Here is a 21,281-nt window from a genome sequence, read left to right on the forward strand (position 1 = left end):
ACAGCTCTTCCTGTGATGCATCCGCCATTCAACTGTCCTGTTCGATCAGTTGAATCCATTCATTATATTCACTCTGTAGCTTGGAATATTCCGCCTGCAAGCTGCGATGCTCCTGGGACAGCTTCTCGAGCTCTCCCTGCTGCAGCTCGAACTGGGCCTGAACCAGCCGCAGCTGGCCTTGGACCATCTCATAGCTCTCGCCGATCTCATCCAGCTGCTGCGCCGCCTCAGTACGTGAGCGGCTGACTGCTTCCGCCTGAGCCTCGGCTTCACCGGCCTCCTGCTGCCAGATCTCAATCTCCTCACGCAGCTGTGCTTCCTGCTCATTCCACTGCTGCTCGCGCTGTTGAAGCTCCTCAACTTTCTGCTTCCAGGTAGCTTCGTACTCCCGGGTCTCGCGGAGTGCTTCCTGCTGCTCCGCCGCCGCAGCGGCAGCTTCACGGCCCGCCTCATACAGCTCTTCCAGACGCCGCGCAGCTTCCTCGCCTTCGGCTTCCAGCAGTTCGTAGCGTTCCTTCAGCTGCTCCCCGTCCTGAAGAATCTCATCGTACTGGGCGATCAGCTCCTCGTAACGGCCGCGCAGCTCAGCCAGTTCCTTGCGGGCTGCTTCTGCCGCCTCCTGCTGAACAGCAAGCTCCTGCTCCGCTTCGGCACGCAGACGCGCCTCCTGATCAAGCTGCTGAACCATTCCGTCTGCCTGTCCGCGAAGAGTCTCCACTTCGCGCTGCAAGGCTGCCGACTTCTCCCCTTCTTCCAGAAGGTTCATCTCCAGTTCGCTGATATCCTCCATATGCTTGTTCGCACGCTCCTGCCAGGACGCCGCTTCCTCTGCCGTACGGTCGAATTCGACCTGCGTCCGGCTGAGCTGATCTGCGGTCTCCCGCAGCGATGTGCGCAGTGCTGCCGCTTCTTCCTGCGTCAGCTCATAACGCTGGCGCAGCCCTTCCAGTTCATCGTTCAGCAGATTGCCAAGCTCCTTAGCAGTATGCAGCTCCTCCTGCGCTTCACTTAGCTTGCCCTCTGCATCCCGAAGTTCGCTGCGGATATCCACCGCCTCGCTCTGTGTAGCCGCAACCTGATTACGCAGCTCATCCAGTTCTTCGTTCAACAGGGTGCCGAGCTCGCTCGCCGTGTGCAGTTCCTCCAACGCAGCGCTTAGCTTGCCCTCTGCTTCCCGCAGTTCGCTGCGGAGCGTTTCGGCCTCGCTTTGCGCAGCTGCAACCTGCTGGCGCAGTCCTTCCAGCTCTTCGTTCAGCAGGGTGCCCATCTCGTTCGCCGTGCTCAGCTCTTCCAGCGCAGCGCTTAGCTTGTCCTCTGCTTCCCGCAGCCCGCTCCGGAGCGCTTCCGCCTCGCTCTGCGAAGCCGCAGCCTGCTTGCGCACTTCCTCCAGCGCCGCACTCTGCTGCTCTCCTTGCTCAGCGGCAAGCTTCAGCTCTTCGCCAAGCTGCTCCTCCCGCTTCAGGACAGCTTCGTACTGCGCCAGTAGCGTCAGCCGCGCATCGCGTTCACCCTTAAGCCCGGCTTCCGCCGCACGCAGCCGGGACTGGAGCTGCCCGGTTCCGCCGCGCAGCTCGCCAAGCTGCTTCTCCAGCTCCTGAAGCTGCTGCTTGTGCCGGTGCTCCTGCGTCCCCTGGGACTGCCGCAGCTCCTTGTTCTTGGCCAGCTCCTTCTCAAGCGCTTCCCGCTCCCCGGTAAGCTCACTTGTGAGCGCAGCCTTGGTATCAGCCAGCTCCTTGCTTAACGTGGAGCGGATCTCCACGATCTCGCTGCCCATCGACTCCCGGGTCTCATGCAGCTCCTGCTCCAGGGCAGACAACGTCTCTGTCTTCTCGCGGATCAGTGTCTCGCGCAGCTGCTCCAATTCCTGCTGATGGGCAGCCTTCATCTCTTCCAGCTGCTGCAGCCGCATGGCTTCTGCGGCTTCCAGCTCCTGACGCGCTGCCTCGCGGCCTGCAGCCTGCTCTGCTTCATGGCCCTCGCGCAGCGCCTTCAGCTCTTCCTCGCGTGCCTTCAGCTCCTGCACCAGCTGCTCGCGGCCGGCGGCCGCAGCCTGCTTCTCTTCCTCCAGCAGCTGGGCTTGCAGCTGCCGCTCCTGCTCCTGCTGCTCCAGATGTCTTGAGCGTTCTTCTTCGGCAGCGGCAATCAGCCGCGCCGCCTCTTCCTTCGCAGCCGCTTCCAGCTTCTCATATTCTTCCTGCTGTTCACGCTGCGCTTCCTGAAGGCGTGACACCTCCACGCGAAGCTCGGTACGTTCACCGGTCAGCATATTCAGCTCATTCTTGAAATCCTGAACCTGGATTGCCTGCTCTGCCATATGTACAGCTGTAAGCACCGCAATCCGCGGCGTATCCAGTCTGGAATGTGATTTCGATATTGCACGCATATGCTCATCGACATGACGGGCGACCTGTTTCATATATTCTGTGCTGCTTCCTACCAGCTTGTAGGAAGTTCCGTATATCTCCACGGCGACACGGGTCCGGTCCATAGCCACAGTTGTGCCCTCCTTTGTATGTGTGCGGATTCTAAGTTGGTTTCTTTGCTCTTGCTCCTATTGTAGCGTGATTTCCTGACCTTTGGCAAAAGCACGCGTCCATTGCATTTATTCGCATGTTCCTCCGCACTTCACAAGGGTACAGAAAAGCCGCAGGGAATCTCTGTTTCTAAATGGATTCGCTGCGGCTTTGCACAATTCCTGCTATTTTCTTAATTCTGCACCAAAAGTTTGTTCAAGGGCAGAGACCACTTTGTCATGCACTTCCACAACCTCTTCGTCAGTCAGCGTATGCTCGGTATGGCGGTACAGGAGCGACAGGGCAACACTCTTCTTGCCTGCCTCCATCTTGCCTCCTGTGTAGATATCGAATACCTGCACATTTTGCAGCAGAGTGCCACCGTGCTCACGGATCGCCGCGATCAGGTCACCTGCCGGAACCGCGTCATCGACTACCACCGCAATGTCCCGCTCCATGCCCGGGAAGCGGTGAAGCTCGCTGTACTGCAGCCCGGCGCGTGCCGCATCATAGAGCGGCTGCAGCAGGACTTCGGATACATAGGTATCCTCCAGATCCATCCGGCGTTGCAGCTCGGGATGAATCTGCCCCATCGAACCGATCTTCACACGGCCCTCTGCCTGAAGCAGATAGATGGAAGCGGAGCGTCCCGGATGATAGCCTTCAGGCGCGTCCCCTTCATAGATTACGCGATCCGTAAGGCCCAGATGTGCAAATACAGTCTCCAGCGCACCCTTAAGGTCGAAGAAATCCACCGGCTCAGCAGCCACGTTCCACTGCTTGGCTGCACGCGTACCGCTCAGCAGCAGCCCCAGCACCGGCAGCTCGCTCGGCTGGCGGGTAAGGACTTCCTCCTCCGTGAAGAAGACGTTGCCGATTTCGAATAACGCCAGATCGCCTTGGCGGCGGTTCGTATTGTAGAGGGCAATGTCCAGCAGCTGCGGCAGCAGGCTGGTACGCAGCACGCTGCGCTCCTCGCTCATCGGCATCGCCAGCTTCACTGACTGTTTGCCTTCCGCCAGCATAGGGAAGAGCGTGCTCTGCTCCGGCTGGATGAAGGAATAGCCCATAACCTCCTGATATCCGCCCAGCGAGAGCATGCGGCGCAGCTCGCGGCGCAGAGATTGCTGTCTGGTAAGCGCGCCCGGTGTTGTTGTGCCTTCGATCAGGGTGGTCGGGATGTTGTCGTAGCCGTACAAGCGGGCGATCTCTTCAATCAGATCCACATCCTGCGTAATGTCTCCGCGCCGTGTCGGCACCTCGACCTCGACGATTCCCTGAGCCGCATCACCGCACTTGAAGTGCAGGCGTCCGAACAGGGTTTTCACTTCCAGCAATGACAGATCTGTCCCGAGATAGCGGTTCAGCTTCTCCAGCGATAAGTGCAGCACCTTCTCCTGAGCAGCGGCGCTGCCGGCCTGGACAATCCCTTCATGAACCGTTCCTCCGGCATACCGGGCAATCAGTGCAGCCGCGCGGTTAAGCGCAGGGATGACCGCATTCGGGTCAACTTCCTTCTCGAACCGCTGGGACGCTTCCGAGCGCAGACCGAGCTGACGCGAGGTCTTGCGTACCGTTCCACCATCGAATTTGGCTGATTCCAGTACAATATTAACGGTGTCTGCGGTAACCTCTGTAGACAGTCCGCCCATCACTCCGGCCAGGCCAATTGCGCCTGAGCCGTCGGCAATGACCAGCATCTGCGGCGCAAGCTTGCGCTCTTGTCCGTCAAGGGTAACCAGTCCTTCCCCTTCACGGGCAAACCGTACACCGATGGTTCCGCCCTGGAGCTGCCCGCCGTCAAATGCATGCAGCGGCTGCCCGTATTCCAGCATCACGTAGTTGGTGATGTCTACGATATTGTTAATCGGACGTACCCCGGCCGCCATCAGGCGGTTCTGAATCCACAGCGGGGACGGCGCGGTCTTCACTCCGGCAATATAACGCACGGCATAATGGCTGCAAAATGCCTCATCCTCAATGGTAACCGTGATGGAGTCCGCAGCCTTCCCGCCCGTTTCCACGAGCTCTGCCGCCGGATCAGCCAGCTTCAGCTCACGGCCCAGTACCGCGCTTACCTCATAAGCGGCACCGATCATGCTCAGGCAGTCGGAACGGTTCGGCGTTAGATCGAAATCAAGAATTTCGTCATTCAGTCCAAGCACCTTGAGAATATCCTGGCCCACCTCGGTCTGCTCCGGCAGCACGAGAATGCCCTCCTGCAGCTCTTTGGGCAGCAGCTTGTCGTTCAGGCCCAGCTCTTTGGCCGAGCAGATCATCCCCTGTGACAGCACGCCGCGCAGCTTGGCTTTTTTGATCTCCAAGCCCGGCAGCTTGGCACCTACCAGCGCGACCGGAACCTTCTGGCCCGCTGCGACATTCTTCGCTCCGCAGACGATCTGCAGATCCTCGCCCTGCCCGGCATCGACAATACAGATATTCAGCTTATCGGCGTCCGGGTGCTTCTCCTTGGATTTCACGTAGCCGGTCACAATCCCGGAAATACCTTTGTTGCGGCGTTCTACTCCGTCAATCTCGATGCCGGCGGTGGTGATTTTGTCCGCCAGTTGATCAGCGGTCACTCCTTCCAGCGATATATAATCGGCCAGCCAGGCGGTTGATACTTTCATAATCGCACACTTCCTTTTTGTTTCAGATGTATTGATCTCCATGCCGGTTGTGCTGGGGTGCGGAAGCGGATATAAACAAGCCCACGTCAACTTCGCGCAAAAAAATTCTGCATTGCAATGTTCCTACAGAGAATATTTGGACTTCCGGCCGCTGTTGTGTTTGGATTTCCTGATTAGAACCGCTTCTCGCGGTAGAAATCCAAACACAAAGGCGGACGCTACCGCTCCTACAGTTCCAAAATTCCCCTCCGGTCCTTCAATCGCAGTCATTTAATTAGCACTGCCGTCATCCCTCCGGCTTAACAATATCCGTCCAACGCCCCCGCGCACCCCCGCCAAATCCCTAAATACCCTTGAACTGCTTCACAAAGCCCATATCATTCGTATAGAAATAGCGGATGTCATCGATGCCGTATTTCAGCATCGCGATCCGTTCCGCACCCATGCCGAACGCGAAGCCGCTGTAAACTTCCGGATCGTATCCGCCCATCCGCAGCACATTCGGGTGCACCATACCGGCGCCCAGAATCTCCAGCCAGCCGCTCTGCTTGCAGAGCCGGCAGCCATCGCCGCCGCATTTGAAGCAGCTTACATCCACCTCAACGCTAGGCTCGGTGAACGGGAAGAAGCTGGGGCGCAGACGGATACCCGCGCTAGGGCCGAACATCTCCTTGGTGAACTGCTGCAGGGTACCCTTCAGGTCGCTCATGCGGATATTCCGGCCGATGACCAGGCCTTCAATCTGATGGAACTGGAAGGAGTGGGTCGCATCGTCATCGTCGCGGCGGAACACTTTGCCGGGACAAATGATTTTGACCGGAGACTCCCCGTTCGCCGCCTGCATGGTACGCACCTGTACCGGCGAGGTCTGGGTACGCATCAGAATATCATCCGTGATATAGAAGGAATCCTGCATGTCCCGGGCCGGATGGTTCTTCGGCAGGTTCAGTGCCTCGAAGTTGTAATAGTCCGTCTCCACCTCCGGTCCTTCAGCGATCCGGAAGCCCATGCCGATGAAGATATCCTCGATCTCCTGGAGCACCCGGCTCAGCGGATGAATCCCGCCCTGCGGCAGGCCGCGGCCCGGCAGGGTTACATCGACCTTCTCCGCATTCAGGCGGCTCTCTGTCTCCTGCTGCTGGAACAGCTCCTGCTTGGCGCTGATCACCTCTTCAATGGCGCTGCGCACCAGATTGGCCACCTGGCCGATCACCGGACGCTCCTCCGCGCTTAATCCGCCCATACCGCGCAGAACCTCTGTCAGCTCGCCTTTTTTGCCAAGGTATTTGACGCGCAGGTCATTCAGAATCTGCGGATCGTTTACCGCCTGCAGCTTCGTCAGCGCCTCAGCCTTCAGTGCTTCCAATTTGTCTTTCATGGCTTGTACTGCCCCCTCAAATCTCGTATTGTTCAACAAAAAAAGGCCTTTCCTCCCGGTAAAGGGACGAAAAGACCGTGGTACCACCCTTGTTAGACGGCCGTACGCTTCCCTTAAGAGCACTATTCCCTCTTTCGGTGCGGCAAAGACCTGTCTCACTTTATACAGAAATAACGGTCTGCGGCCGGTCCCCCCTACTAGTGCTCTTCAAGCACATTCAGGGAACTGCTCCGGAGTGAACTTCGGCAGCTCTGCTCTCTTAGAAACGCTCTCAATCTGCGGCGCTTCCTCCCTGTAAGCCAGGCACTGCGTACTCTTCTCCATCATTGCATGTATGCGGATTATAACCTCTGCACTTCGATCCTCCACTTGGGAAGATATGCCCATCTATTATATGCAAAAACAGCCAGTTTGACAAGCCGCACAAATTCCGCTTATTTTTTATCTTTTTTTAAGCTCCCTTTAAGCTTCAGCGCGGTTTGACGGCTTTTTTTTCAGCGGACATTCAGTCAATGTTGATATTTTCCCTTAAGAGATCACACAAGGAGGAAATTACATGCTTACACGAAAAAAAGCATTTGTTCTGCTGCTGCTCAGCACATTTGCCGCAAGTCAAACCGCTGGAAGCCCGGGAACCGCGGCCTATGCCGCTTCATCCGGTTCAACGGCTGCCACAGCAGCAAGCGCGGTCACGGAAGTCTCCACACTTAACGGTCTAAGTGCGCTCAAGCTCGGTACCACGCTTCAGGTGAAGCTGAGCCATGTAGGGCTTCAGAGCCAAACCGGCGGTAATATTCTCACCTACACGCTTACCTATACCAACACTGCCGGCAGCAGCGTCAATCTGGCAGACTATTTCTCCAAAATTGTAACTGCGGGCGGCAGCATCATTAAGGGAATTCCGGTCAGCGCAGACAGTGCGGTCAAGAAAATCCCTGCTAAACAAAGCACCAGTCTTACATACTATGCGAATATTGGAACCGCCGCCTCAGTCAAAGGACTCAAAATCAACATCTACGGCTGGAATTTCAGCGCCGCTAATTATGAACAGCGTATAGGCACGTTCACGATTCCTTCCAATTATTCTCTGTCCTCGCTTACAGGGGAGACCCGAAAGGTTGAACTCGGCGGCATTACTGCCGGCACCAAAGCCGAATCCGTGCAAATCTACAAATATAACAGCAAAGTCTATGCCAAGGTCGGGCTTAGTCTAACCAATCTGGGTACCAAAGTGCTTACAGATCCGGGCTATACCTTGTACCTGAAATCCTCGGGCGGCTCTGCCTTCACGCTTACGCTGGATGACAGCAGCTCCGAATTCAAGCTACAGCCTCAGGAGAAGAAGACGCTCTATTATATGACCGAGATCCCCTCCTACATGAATCTCAGCAAGATGACGCTGCAGATTGCCAAGCTGGATGAAGGACTCAAGCTGTACCTGCCTGTCTCTTCCTACGCACTTCCGGCTGCGGTAACTGCAGATTTCACTGTAGCAGCGGGCTATACCAAAAAGGTCTCCATCGACAGCAATCTGGTAGACTTGCAGCTGCTGAAGGCAAGTGTGCATGCGGATAACGGGAATGGTGTCTGGAGCTATCAGCTCCGGGTGAAGAATACCGGCAGCACAGCCGTTACTTTGCCTGCTTATGAGCTTAACGTCAAGTCGGCGGAAGGCTATAGCTTCCCGGTGACGGCCACTGCCTTGAGCAGCCTGACCCTGAAGCCGCTGGAAGAAAAGCTGATTGAGCTGAGCGCCAGTGTTCCGCTGGAGCTGGCTCAGAATTCGCTGGAGCTGCGAATGATCGCTCCCGCAGCCAGCGCGGATAAAGTAACGCTGCCTGTGGCCTATTTCCGCATCCCTTATACGCCTGAGAGACAGATTCATCTCGCCTCTGAGACCAGCGTAACCAATACCTATGGCACCTTCGCTGTCTCTCTGGACTCGCTGCTGCGTCTGCCTTGGGGCAGCGAGGATCTGGTACAGGCTGTACTAACGATACGCAATGCAACGTCCAAATCCATTGCCTTACCTGCTCTTACCGGCGTACTCCTGGCGGATCAGAAGGATCTCAGTTCCTCTTCGCAGACTTATACGGACAACAGCTCTTCGGTGCTTGCCCCGGGTGCCAGCACCCAGATCACGGTTCAAGGCCATATTCCATACACCCTGGATGTCAGACAAATCAAGCTCATCCTCCAGGAGACCAAGGGTACAGAGGTGTCGCAGTTCCTCACTCTCAGCACAAGCGACAGCACCGTTAAGAGTGTAGCTCCGGTGGCTGCAGGGGAAGCCTTCAAGATCACCGCCACCGGCAAAAAAGCCACCGTGAAGGAGCGCTCCACCCTCCTGTATACAGGAACCGGCTCGAACCTGGTGTACAGCGAAGTGGAAATGAACAGCGATGAAGTCCGGCAGGCAGATCTGGCCCGTCTATATGCACAGTTCAGGACTGCTGACGGGCAATATTTTGAAGCAACTGCCAACCAGTCCGAGCTGTCGACCAGCCCTGGGGGCAAAACACTGGTTACCTTCTGGGCGAAAGTCCCGGCCACCCTGGACACCACAGGTCTTGAGCTGTATATCAGCCAGTCGATTGCGGATGGCAAGCTGACTGCCGCAGGAACGGCTGCGACGGGATACGTCAATACGGCAGCGCTGACACTGACACCGGCAGAGGTTACGCCTCTGACCAATCTGGCTTCTGTTCCACTTTTCCCTTATACACTGGCAGTTACCAGCTCTACAGGGGAACTCACCAAGGGCGCAAGCAGCATTGCTGTGACGTTCAATTACAATCTCAATCAGGATAATACCTACCAGACAGGCGCTTACCAGCATAAGCTCATCCTTCAGGTTATCGATCCTTATGGACAGTCTCACGAGAAAGCACTGACGCTGGGAACCGACTTGACACTGGGAACCAACAACTCTTATTCAACGACTCTATCCAGCGTCCTGTTCAAAAACCTCAGCTCCGGCACCTATGCCCTTAAATTCTACGATGAATTCCAGGGAGTACGGACAGAGCTCGCCAGCCAGGCCTATTCCCTTGAGGTTACCGCCAAAGCAACCACCTCTTCCCCCGAAGGAGCTGCACAATGAATAAGAAGAAGAAGATCATTATTATCGCTTCAGCGATAGTCCTCGTTGCTATTGCAGGGATTGCGGGCTATAAGCTCTGGCCGGATCAGAACCGGCAGATCAATGCCGCTCCGCTGAATACGGCAGTTGCCAGTAAGGGGGATATCCTGGTGGGTGTCTCGGGTTCAGGTGCAGTATCGGCGATCAACAGTGAGAGCATCCGTACCAAAGAAGCCGGGAAGGTCGATACGGTCATGGTTAAGAAAGGCGATGTTGTTAAAAAAGGTGCTGTGCTGATCACATTTGTTGCGGGCGATCTGGACGATAAGCTGAAGGAAGCCACCAAGTCACTGGAGAATCTCAAGACGGAGCTGGAGAATAAACAGGAGAGCTACAAGACGCTGGCTATGAATAACGCGACAGAGGAAGAGCTGGAATCGGCAAAAAAAGCCATTGATAAAGCCAATAGCGATATCGTGGACGGGCAGGAATCCATCGCTGCCATCCATGAAGATATGGCTCCGCCTGATCCGCTGACCGCTCCGATCGATGGAACGATCACTGCCGTGAATATTACGGACGGTGAGCAGGCCCAGAATGGTACAGAGCTGTTCACCATGACCGACTACGTGAATCTAAGCGTAACCGTGCAGGTAGACGAGCTGGACATCCCCAAAATCAAGCTGAATCAAGCCTCTACCATTACACTGGATGCCCTTGAGGACAAATCTTTTACCGGTAAAGTTATAGATATCGCCAAAGAAGGGACCTCCTCTAATGGCGTCTCCCTGTTCAACGTCACTGTAGGATTAAATAACTCGGAGGGTGTGCTTATCGGCATGTCTGCGGAGGTGGCGGTTACGATCGAAGAGAAAAAGGATATTCTGACCGTTCCCATCGAAGCTGTAACGAAGATAAACGGGAAATCCTTCGTCAATGTGCCGGGAACCGGGGATGAGCAAGCTAACACAACAGACAGAGATGCTGCTGACTCCAAACCCCCTGCTGGCGCTGCAGCGGACGGTGAACCCTCCGGTAGTGAAGCGGGGACCCGAGGCACAGGCGCCCGCGGCGGCAGAGAATTCCAGGGCGGTGAACTTCCGTCTGGAGAGTTCCCTGCTGGTGCGGAGTTCCCCGGCAGAGCAGCCGGAAGCAAAGGGGCAGCCGGTTTCGCCTCAGGCATGAAACGGATAGCTGTAGAGGTTGGTATCCACAATGAGAGCAGCATCGAAATCGTCAGCGGCTTAAGTGAAGGGGATGAAGTAATCCTCCCGACCGTGATCTCCTCAGGCAATGCCACCTCCCCGCAGCAAGGCGGTATGGGTGGTATGGGCGGCTTCAGCGGCGGAGGAATGACCGGCGGGAGCGGTGGCTTTCCCGGCGGGGGCGGCGGCTTCGGCGGCGGTGGCAGCGGCGGAGGCTTCGGCGGAGGCGGTGGCGGACGATGACCGCACCAGAGCCGCTGATCCGGGTTGAGAAGATGCAGCACAGCTACACGATGGCCGGAGAATCGATGACGGTTCTGAAGAGCCTGAGCTTCAGCATTAATCACGGTGAATTCGTTGCGATCATCGGCCCGTCAGGGTCAGGCAAGTCCACCCTGATGAACATGCTGGGCTGCCTCGATGTCGCCAATGAAGGCGATTATTTCCTGGACGGCCAGGAGATCCGCAGGCTGTCTGACAACAGGCTGGCCCAGATCCGCAACGAAAAGATTGGCTTTATATTTCAAAACTTTAATCTATTGCCGAAGTTATCAGCGGTAGAGAATGTGGAGCTGCCCTTGATCTATCGTGGAATGTCCCATAGGGAGCGCAGAGAAATTGCCCGTAATGCCCTGGTCCGGGTAGGCCTTGCGAGCAGAATGAATCACCGTCCTTCCGAGCTGTCAGGGGGCCAGCAGCAGCGTGTGGCTATTGCCCGCGCCTTTGCCGGAACCCCACCGATTCTGCTTGCCGATGAGCCAACCGGAGCGCTGGACTCCAAGACAGGCAAGGAAGTTCTGGAGATGATTAAGGAGCTTAACGTACAGGGGCATACCATTATTCTGATCACGCATGACCTGGAGATTGCCGAGCAGGCCAAACGGGTGATCCGGATTCAGGATGGGGATCTTGTAGAGGATCGGAAGGTGGTGCCCTCATGATGCTGTACCAGAGTATGAAAATGGCCTTCAAAAGTATCCTCAGCAGTAAAATAAGAGCCTTTCTTACCATGCTGGGCATTATTATCGGGGTCTCCTCCGTCATTGCACTTGTCGCTGTGGGCCAGGGCACCACCTCGCAGATTACAGAGTCCCTAAGCTCCCTGGGCACCAACCAGCTGACCGTCAACATTATGGGCCGCGGAGCCACCACTTCGCTGACCTACGAGGAGGCCCTGGCCCTGAATGAGATTGAAGGGGTGGACAATGTATCCCCGGTAATCTCCGGGAACGTTACCGCCAAGCACGGTACCGAGAACGTTTCCGTATCCGTAGAAGGCATTACACCTGCCTACGAAGAGGTTCAGGATTTCCACGTGCAATCCGGAAGATTCCTGCTTGAGATGGATACAGAATACCGGCAGAAGGTTGCGTTAATCGGATCAGATACGGCGGAAGATCTGTTCGGTACAGATAATCCTGTAGGCCAAAAGGTACAGATCAACGGAAGCAGCTTCAAGATCGTCGGACTGCTGGAGAGTAAAGGCTCCACCAGCGTCGGCTCAAGCGACGAGAAGCTGCTGATCCCCATCTCTACAGCCGAACGGTTCCTGCAGAGCAAGGGAGTCCGCTCCATTACCCTCACAACCACTTCCAATGACAATGTGGATGATGTCAAAACCAAGCTGGAAGCCAGCCTTACTGCCAAATTCAGTGCAGCCGAGAATGCCTACTCTGTTTTTGATTCCCGGGAGATGCTGGAAACGGTTAATGAAACCAGCGCCACCCTGTCCTTGGCCCTTGGCGGTATCGCCGGTATCTCCTTATTTGTAGGCGGGATAGGGATTATGAACATTATGATTGTCTCGGTCAATGAGCGTACCAGAGAGATTGGCATCCGCAAGGCCATCGGGGCCAAGAAAAAGAACATTATGATGCAGTTCATGATCGAGTCCGTGGTCTTAAGCGGCACCGGGGGCCTGATCGGAGTCGCACTGGGACTTGGCGCCAGCTGGGCTGTCGGTCATTATACCGCCTTGAATGTGGTGCCCTCCTGGAATATGGTCCTGATCTCCTTTTCATTCTCCTTGATCATCGGTGTCGTATTCGGAATGATTCCTGCAAGCAAGGCTGCAAGAATGCGCCCGATCTATGCGCTGCGCAACGAGTAGCGCCATCCTAGACGCTGCGTTATCATCAGCTTTTCAATCCGCCAGTCTCAGATCCCTGGGCTGGCGGATTTTCTTGTTTTATTTTTAATGCACAATTGATACCAAAGGGGTATCGTTTGCAGCAAAAGTGGGTAATAGGACTCAAAGGTCAGAATACCTTGTACATAGTAGTAGGGTATACATAATAGTTCTTTGTATCGGCTGTAACGGATATGTCTCCACTGTTTCCCCTCCGGCTCCAGGGTGTGCTTCACGGCCTGTCATCCGCAGCGGAAGCTGACGGGGCTTATTATTTTTTCAGCAATTGCTCTGCTTAAGGGATGTCCTATATACTGGTGAAAAGAAACCGCGATCTAACCGGAAGTTATTCTTTCTATTGCCTCCTTCTTCCCCTGCTTTCTAGGACTCGCTAACGTATACTCTCTTACATGCCTGCAAGAAGCCATATTCCGCATAAGGATAAGTTTCGCATGCACCAAAGCTACACCCATGAGATTTGCAAAAGTTCTGTGCGGGGAGAGGATGACAGTGGCAGTTTTTTCGGAAAACAAAAGTACACGCAGACTGATTATATTATTCACATCCATCACCGTTCTTCTGGTTGGGATCAGTGTGGCCTCCCTGCTGTTTCTGAATCATACGATGAACAAATTATCCGATTCGCTGTACAGTGACGTCTACCAGAATTCCGAGCTCATTCTGAACGCCGACCGCGATCTCTATCAGGCAGCCCTTGCGCTTCAGACCACAGTCGGCGGGGCGCTGACCAGCGCGCAGCGCAGTACGCTGTCGCAGGAATTCGAGGACAATAATGCCCAGGCGCTACAGCGGGTCAATACCGCCCGCTACAATCTGGATGCTGTGAAGAGCCCGTTCAATGGAATGAAGCAGAGCGAGCTGCTGCTGGACGAGCTGAGGAACGAGCTGGATCACTTCGGAACCACGCTTACCGTGTGGAGGGATAACGGCCGGGAGCTGATCTCGCAGCGGGTTCAGAAGAGCTGGAATCCCGCCTCTTATTCTGCCCTCACCATACATACGGAGCTGAATGAGGTACGGGAAAGCTTGAATCAGGCAGAGGACAAGATTGACACCTATGCAAGCCAAGTGATGACAGAGTTCAATAATCTCAAAAGCTCCCTGTTCGCCGTCTACTCTGTATTTCTGTTCCTGCTTGTTATGGTAATCATCTATCTCAGCCGCAGACTGATCTCCCTGCAGAACGAAATGCAGGACGAGCAATCGCTCTACCAGCTGATCGGTGAGACGATGTCCGACTTCATTGTGCTGACAGATCCGAACGGTCTGATCCTGTATGCCTCGCCTTCCCATGCAACTGCACTGGGCTATGTGCCAAGCAAAGGGGCACCGCTCTCCAACTATATCCGTGAAGCCGAAATCTCCTGGGCCAAGCTCAAGAGTGTGGTGCAGTCTTCACCGAGAATATCCGAGCTGCGCATGCGTTCGGCCGAAGGGCACTGGGTGTGGCTGGAGACCAAGGTTACCCCGATTGCGGGCAGCCGCAATTTCCCGGCACAGTTCATGCTGGTCTCGCGTGAGATTACCCAGCGCAAGCAATATGAGGAGCGCCTGCACAAGCTGGCCTTCTATGATCATCTGACCGCGATTCCCAACCGTGCCCATTTCAAAATGTACATGGAGAACCTGATCAACCAGCCCGAGGAGCGCCGGCAGGAGATCGCCGTGGCGCTGCTGGACTGCGACCGGTTCAAGCAGCTGAACGATACGCTCGGCCATCTGGCCGGAGATGAATTCCTGCAGCTGCTCTCCCGGGAGCTGCAGCAGACCGTGAAGGGCTCCGGCCAGGCCTTCCGGATCGGCGGAGATGAATTCGCGGTGGTGCTGCACCGGTTCACCAGCCCGCAAATGCTGGACGAGCTGCTGAACCGTCTGCTCCAGCTGTTCAACAAATCCTGGTCTATCAACCAGGGCTCCAGCTTCCACACCTCTGCCAGCATTGGCGTGGCCCTGTACCCGCAGCACGGCAGCAGCATCAACGAGCTGCTCCGTGCCGCCGATCTGGCGATGTACCGCTCCAAGAACCATGGCGGCAATGAGGCTAATCTGTACAGCGAGCATGTGGATAAGAAGTACAGCGATCAGCGGAACTAGCACCAGCGGAAGCTCACTCCTATACTAAGGCTTCTTTAATAACTCTTAGCCAAAAAGAGCTGATTGGTTCCATCCCTGGGGGAGGAACTAATCAGCTCTTCTTATGTTCTAGCTGGTCTGCGGCAGCGGATCAGCCAGCTCTGTCCTATGCTCCGGACTACGCTCCCGAACCGTCACCTTGATAACCTGCTCCCCGCTGCCCGAGCAGTCGATGAAGCGGTCAGCGGTGCCGTCTTTCTCCTCCCAATCGTTCAGCCGGAGGATGTAGCCTATCGTGGAGGTCCCCGGCAGCACTTCAATCCGTGCTACGGCATGACCTTCCTCCATGTGCTGGAAGTCCCGTTGCCCATCCTGAATGCCTGTACCCCACACCCAGAGATTCCAGCCCCGGTAATCGCCGTCCGGGCGGTCATAATGAACTTCCACAATCTTCGATCTCGGCTCAGGCTCTCCGTATTTATCATAGAGTACCATCATCGACAGTCCGGCAACCTCAACACTGCCGTTCTCCGTCTGCCGGAAGGCCTCCGGTCCGGCATGGGTATGATCAACTACGATGTTCCAGCAGCCGGAGGTCTCCGGGAGGCACTGGGTGACCGGCTCCATATTGGCATTATAGATCACCACGATATTATTCCATGGATCTCCGCCGGCGTGATCCTTCAGTCTGTAGGCAACGATTCCGCTGTCACAGCGCAGGAACTCCAGACTGCGTTCAATCTCCTGGCGTCCGTGCAGGCGGAAGGCCGGATGTGTCCGGCGCAGCTCAATCAGACCTTTGTAATATTGAAATACTGCAATGAATTTGCTTTTGTTCTCCCAGCGGATCGCATTGATACAGTCCGGGCTGCGGTAGCTGTTATGATCTCCGTATTTGCTGCGCAGCAGCTCATCCCCGGCATGAAGGAACGGAATTCCCTGCGAGGTCAGAATGATTCCATTAGCCAGCAACGAACGGCGTACTGTCTCATTATCCAGCACATTCTCGGGATCTACTCCCACATACGGATTCGCCTGCTCTAGTGCGGCCTTGAGATCCCCGCCGCCCCGCAGCTTGCCGCCCTCTAGCTCCGGCAGTCCGGCTTCCCCGCGAAGTCCCCGGGTAGCCAGAATTTTGTCCCACAGGTTGAGATTATCATGTGCGGTTACATAGTTCACAGTCTCTGTAGGCGCATCGGTGAATTCATGAATCGCCCCGCTCACTCCGGACGCGATCGCACCTTCCTTGCCGTATTCCCCGGTCACGAAGCCTTTGCCCCAACCGTCGCTGTCTCCCTTGATGGCTGCGCGGAAGTTGTCGTTGAAGACGGCGTAGCCTTTGCCGCGCTGCACGCCCTTCAGCGTCTTGGAGGCAAGCGGCGAGTCGCCGCCAGTCCACGGTTCACCATAGATCAGCAGCCCCGGATTAATCTCCAGCCGCAGCTCCTCGGTAATCTCGCGCATGGTCACGCTGTCCATCAGCCCCATCAGATCGAAGCGGAACCCGTCAATATGGTACTCCTTCGCCCAGTAGGCCAGGGAATCCTTGATATACTTGCGGACCATCGGCCGTTCTGTAGCCAGCTCATTGCCGACGCCCGAGCCGTTAGAGAGCCGGCCGCTCTGATCATGACGGTAGTAATAGTCCGGCACCAGCGGCTGGAAGGGTCCCTTCTGGAAGCCGTAGGTATGATTGTAGACCACATCCATAATCACCGAGATGCCGCGGCTGTGCAGCGCCTGGACCAGCTCCTTGAATTCCCGGATACGGGCTAGCGGGTTAGCCGGGTCTGTGCTGTAGGAGCCTTCCGGCACATTATAGTGCTGGGGGTCGTAGCCCCAGTTATAGTCTGTGAAGATGGAGGATGCCGGTTCTTCCCCTGGCTTGCCCAGCTCATCCACCGTCTGATAATCGAACACCGGCAGCAGATGAACATGCGTGATGCCCAGCTCAGCCAGATGATCAATACCCAGCAGATGACCCGCCTCATCCCGCAGGCCGGTCTCGGTGAAGGCCTTGAATTTCCCCTTATACGTCAGACCGGAGCTAGGATCTGACGAGAAATCGCGGACATGCAGCTCATAGATTACTGCATCTGCCGGATGCGGCAGCACCGGAGAGGCATCGCTCTCCCAGCCGTTCGGGTCTGTCTCGGACAAATCCACAATGGCTGTGCGTGTTCCATTGGCCGATACAGCCGTAGCGTAAGGATCGGCCGCTTCATTAATCGAACCGTCCGCAAATACGGCGCGGTACATATAATATTTCCCCTTGAGGTTACCGGAAACCTGGATCGTCCATACTCCGCCCTCAGCGCGCTCCATACTAAGAATTTTGCCGCTGTCCTTGTAATCTGCGGTCTGCGGGGTCAGCCCGTTTCCGCCTGTTGCATATAATACGAGCGACACTGTGAAGGCTGTTGGCGCCCAGACTTTGAATACACAGTATTCCGCTGTGTAGGTCAAGCCGAGGTCATTGCCTTGATAGGTATCGATTTCTTGTTCTGCTTGTATATAATTGCTGCTCATTGCTATTCACCATCCCTACGCTCATCCGTAATACTCCCGGAGAACTATCGTTCTATTACTATCAAGCTATGTCCACATTCTCCTTAACTAATACTTTGTACTTGCACAGCTCTGCAAGCGGATGACGCCGGAATTGCTACATAGGGTTCATTATATAATATGTAACACTATGTTCACAGGTCTGGGTTAAGGGTTGAATTGTGTCACCGGATATATCCTATATCGGCATGGATCGCCGGGGAATTAAGCTAATGAATTTCCAAAACATCATGACCGCTTCCGCAGCACCCTGCCATATAACGCAATCACAGGTAGCAGCAGAAAGCCCGCCGACAGCAGCGAAGCTCTGATAGAGATCCGGCTTCCGATATATCCTACAACCGGACCGCCTGCACTCTGGCCCAGGGCATCGGACTGGCTGATCATCGACAAGAGTGTAGCCCGGTTCCGGGATGGCAGCTTCGTGTTCAGCCAGGTGGTATAGATCGGGTCGCTGACCGAAGCGACCACCCCCAGGAGCAGTACCGCCCCGATAGCCCAGTAGAAATTAGGCGCAAGTGCCACCATTATAATGCAGCCGGCACGGACGGAGGTCAGGAGGAACAAGGCGGCCGCTACTTGACGTTCCTTTTGCAAATCAATGATTGTCCCGGCCATATAGACAGCCAGCACACCCAGCAGAGTCGTCGCCGCACTGATCAGCCCGAAGCCGGCCGCCATCGAGACTCCAATCTCCGGGAACCCGACTTCGTTCATAAGAAAGACTGGCCATAGGCGATCATATCCTTCAGACGCAGCACCGCTGAATAAAGTTACAACCGTCAGCAGCAGGAGCAGCGGATGATGCCTCAGGATAGAGATGCCGCTGACCCAGGTCTTGCCCAGCTCACGGATAGCGGAGGAATGCGGCGCACGCTCCCGGCGTATGAACCCCGTCTCCTTCATGTGCCGGATCAATATGAACCCCAGGATGAAATAGATGACGCCACCCGCCAGAAAAGGGAGATTAGACGCAACCTGGGATAATCCTACGCTGACCGCAATGCCTAGCAGAGAGGCGCTTAAAGAGAAGATTTTGGAGCGCATAAAGATTCTTCCAGCCTGCTCCTCCTCAAGCTCATCCATGATCCATGCGGTATCCGCTCCGCTCAGGAAGGTCCAGCCGATCCCGTACAGCATCTGGGAGATCAGCAGCCAGCCGAAGGCAGGCAACAGGGAATCCGGATGCATGATCCAGACAATACTCCCTTCGAGGACAAAGGCACTCCCCAGAACGAACACGGCAATAATGACAGACAGTCTGCGGCTATAGGTATCAGCGACCACTCCGGTGATTCCCTCGAACACAAGCACCGTTATCTCCAGCACCGTTCCAATCAGCACAAGCTGAAGCGGATTCAGCTTAAGGTCAACTACATAATAAATACTGTAGGTTGTGAATATCGTACTGGCGGCAAGCGACAACATAAACACATGGATCAAATAAATCTGTGAAGCACTGAATCTCTGCACAATGGTTCCACCCTCCGAAAGTAATGGACACATTATATAAAATAACACCCGGGCGGGCGGTTCCAGATTTGCTGAAATTCAAATAACCGCAAAAAAAAGCCCCCTGTAAAGGGGGCCGGAAAGTAGTTGGAGTTATAAACCAATGCTTGAGTAAAGAATTAATTCACGCGGGACTGCACCAGTGCGGCTACTTCCTCGGCCGTGCCGAGCTGCAGGGCCTGGGCAGCCATTTCCTTCATGTCGGCCGCAGACAGCTTCGAGATCTGGCTGCGTGCTGGCAGGATGGAGGTAGCGCTCATGCTGAATTCATCGAGGCCAAGACCGAGCAGCAGAGGAATAGCTGTGGCATCCCCCGCCATTTCTCCGCACATCCCGGTCCACTTGCCTTCGGCGTGTGCAGCATCAATGACGATTTTGACCAGTCGCAGAATTGCCGGGTTGTACGGCTGATACAGGTAGGCTACCTGTTCATTCATACGGTCCGCAGCCATTGTATATTGGATAAGATCGTTGGTTCCGATACTGAAGAAATCCACTTCCTTGGCGAACTGATCCGCCAGTACAGCCGTCGAAGGAATCTCTACCATGATGCCCAGCTGGATGCTGTCGGACACTTCTTTGCCTTCTTCACGCAGCTTGGCCTTCTCTTCCAGCAGCAGATCACGGGCTGCACGGAATTCACCAAGGGTAGCGATCATCGGGAACATAATGCGCAGGTCGCCGTGGGCGCTTGCTCTGAGCAAGGCACGCAGCTGGGTGCGGAAGATATCCTGACGGTCCAGACAGAGACGGATCGCACGGTAGCCGAGGAACGGGTTCATTTCCTTCGGCAGCTCCAGATAAGGCAGCTCCTTGTCTCCGCCGATATCCAGCGTACGCACTACTACCGGCTTGCCTTGCATATTCTCAAGCACCGTCTTGTAGGCATTATACTGGATCTCTTCGGAAGGCAGCTTGTCGCGGCCCATATAGAGGAACTCGGTGCGGTACAGACCTACACCTTCGCCGCCGTTCTCAATAACGCCAGTCACATCATTCGGAGTCCCGATGTTGGCTGCCAGCTCTACATGCTTGCCGTCGGCAGATACCGTTGGCTCGTCGCGGAGCTTTTTCCATTCAGCAATCTGAAGATTGTAAGCTTCCTGCTTCGCTGTATACTCGGCTACCTCAGCTTCGGAAGGGTTGATCAGCACATCGCCGCTCAGACCATCCACGATAATCAGATCGCCTGCTTTGACCAGGGACATCACGTTCTTCGTGCCCACAACCGCCGGAATCTCCAAGGAACGGGCCATAATGGCCGAATGGGATGTCCGTCCGCCGATATTGGTGGTGAAGCCTTTGACGAAATTGCGGTTAAGCTGTGCTGTATCCGATGGGGTCAGATCCAGGGCAATAACGATAACCTCTTCACTGATCTCAGCCGGGCTCACATAGTGAATGCCAAGCAGGTGGTTCAGCACACGTTTGGTTACGTCACGCATATCTGCTGCACGTTCCTGCAGGTAAGCGCTCTTCATGTTCTGGAACATTTCCACGAATTGATTAGCTACTTCATTCAGTGCGTAGTCCGCATTTACCGATTCCTCACGGATTTTGTCCATTACAGGGGTAATGAGCTCAGGATCATCAAGGATCAGCAGATGTGATTCGAAAATCTCCGCCTTCTTCTCGCCAAGCTCAGCCAGGGTACGCTCTTTGATGGTCTGAAGTTCGCCTCTGGATTTGTCCAGGGCGTCATTCAGCTTCGCAAGCTCAGCGTCCACATCCGTGACCGCTGTTTTGGTAATGGTATAGTCCGGGTGTTCCAGGATAAAGGCACGGGCTACTGCAATACCTGCGGAAGCCGCGATTCCTGAAATTTTATTCATGAACTTCTCCCAGCCCTTCTTTAACCATAACCTCCTGCAACGCGTTCAATGCTTCTGCTTCTTCACTGCCTTCAGTAATAAGAGTCAGGGTATCTCCTGCTTCAAGGCCCAGGGAGAGAACGCCCAGGATGGATTTAAGGGTAACTTTTTTGCCTTTAGCTTCTGCAAAAGCTTCAGTGCCTTTGAATTTTGTAGCTGTATTTACCAGCGCTGTTGCCGGGCGTGCGTGAATTCCGTCTTCGTCAATAATTCTGAAAGTTGTTTGCATAATATAATCCAACTCGCTTTCTGTTAATTTGGGATGGTGAATTATAGTGAAGGCTGGCGCTCCCCTTCATT

General features: G+C 55.1%; 12 protein-coding genes and 1 other annotated feature. Of the genes, 5 read left to right on the forward strand and 7 right to left on the reverse strand.

What is annotated here, in order from left to right:
• Positions 1-28: 28 nt before the first annotated feature.
• The 3 genes from C173_RS03615 to pheS all read right to left on the reverse strand — a co-directional run bounded on the left by C173_RS03615 (position 29) and on the right by pheS (position 6,521).
• Complete coding sequence (locus C173_RS03615; RefSeq protein WP_036722542.1) at positions 29-2,494, reverse strand: hypothetical protein; 2,466 nt, start codon at positions 2,492-2,494, stop codon at positions 29-31.
• Between the two features lie 204 nt (positions 2,495-2,698).
• Positions 2,699-5,143: a phenylalanine--tRNA ligase subunit beta gene (gene pheT / locus C173_RS03620; protein WP_036722543.1), complete on the reverse strand. Its 2,445-nt coding sequence runs from the start codon at positions 5,141-5,143 to the stop codon at positions 2,699-2,701.
• A gap of 343 nt (positions 5,144-5,486) precedes the next feature.
• Positions 5,487-6,521, reverse strand: coding sequence for a phenylalanine--tRNA ligase subunit alpha (gene pheS / locus C173_RS03625; RefSeq protein ID WP_036722546.1), 1,035 nt, complete (start codon positions 6,519-6,521; stop codon positions 5,487-5,489).
• A 59-nt stretch (positions 6,522-6,580) separates the two neighbouring features.
• Positions 6,581-6,857: a binding site (T-box leader), on the reverse strand.
• 220 nt (positions 6,858-7,077) lie between these two features.
• On the opposite strand from pheS, the gene C173_RS03630 reads away from it, so the two are divergent.
• From C173_RS03630 to C173_RS03650, 5 genes are all read left to right on the forward strand, one after another.
• A complete protein-coding gene (locus C173_RS03630; protein WP_051477792.1) occupies positions 7,078-9,624 on the forward strand; it encodes a hypothetical protein in 2,547 nt (848 codons plus the stop codon).
• Positions 9,621-11,051 (forward strand): efflux RND transporter periplasmic adaptor subunit, encoded by a 1,431-nt coding sequence (locus C173_RS03635; protein ID WP_051477793.1) that lies wholly within the window; start codon positions 9,621-9,623, stop codon positions 11,049-11,051. Before C173_RS03630 ends, C173_RS03635 begins: the two co-directional genes overlap by 4 nt.
• A complete protein-coding gene (locus tag C173_RS03640) occupies positions 11,048-11,749 on the forward strand; it encodes an ABC transporter ATP-binding protein (protein WP_036722547.1) in 702 nt (233 codons plus the stop codon). Before C173_RS03635 ends, C173_RS03640 begins: the two co-directional genes overlap by 4 nt.
• The gene (locus C173_RS03645; RefSeq protein ID WP_036722549.1) at positions 11,746-12,918 is read left to right on the forward strand and encodes an ABC transporter permease; all 1,173 of its coding nucleotides are present in this window, start codon (positions 11,746-11,748) and stop codon (positions 12,916-12,918) included. The genes C173_RS03640 and C173_RS03645 overlap by 4 nt, the downstream gene beginning before the upstream one ends.
• A gap of 528 nt (positions 12,919-13,446) precedes the next feature.
• Positions 13,447-15,051 carry a sensor domain-containing diguanylate cyclase gene (locus C173_RS03650; protein ID WP_036722550.1) on the forward strand — a complete coding sequence of 535 codons (1,605 nt, stop codon included), beginning with the start codon at positions 13,447-13,449 and terminating at the stop codon, positions 15,049-15,051.
• 108 nt (positions 15,052-15,159) lie between these two features.
• On the opposite strand, the gene pulA is transcribed toward C173_RS03650, so the two are convergent.
• From pulA to C173_RS03670, 4 genes are all read right to left on the reverse strand, one after another.
• Positions 15,160-17,559 (reverse strand): type I pullulanase, encoded by a 2,400-nt coding sequence (gene pulA, locus C173_RS03655; RefSeq protein ID WP_051477794.1) that lies wholly within the window; start codon positions 17,557-17,559, stop codon positions 15,160-15,162.
• Positions 17,560-17,826: 267 nt separating this feature from the next.
• Entirely contained in the window at positions 17,827-19,071 is a 1,245-nt protein-coding gene (locus tag C173_RS03660) for an MFS transporter (RefSeq protein ID WP_036722551.1), read from the reverse strand.
• A 158-nt stretch (positions 19,072-19,229) separates the two neighbouring features.
• Entirely contained in the window at positions 19,230-20,942 is a 1,713-nt protein-coding gene (gene ptsP / locus C173_RS03665) for a phosphoenolpyruvate--protein phosphotransferase (RefSeq protein WP_036722553.1), read from the reverse strand.
• Positions 20,935-21,210 carry an HPr family phosphocarrier protein gene (locus tag C173_RS03670; protein ID WP_036696683.1) on the reverse strand — a complete coding sequence of 92 codons (276 nt, stop codon included), beginning with the start codon at positions 21,208-21,210 and terminating at the stop codon, positions 20,935-20,937. Before C173_RS03670 ends, ptsP begins: the two co-directional genes overlap by 8 nt.
• Positions 21,211-21,281: the final 71 nt, after the last annotated feature.

Origin of the sequence: Paenibacillus sp. FSL R7-277 (assembly GCF_000517965.1) — a bacterium.
GTDB classification, from domain to species: domain Bacteria; phylum Bacillota; class Bacilli; order Paenibacillales; family Paenibacillaceae; genus Paenibacillus_AQ; species Paenibacillus_AQ silagei.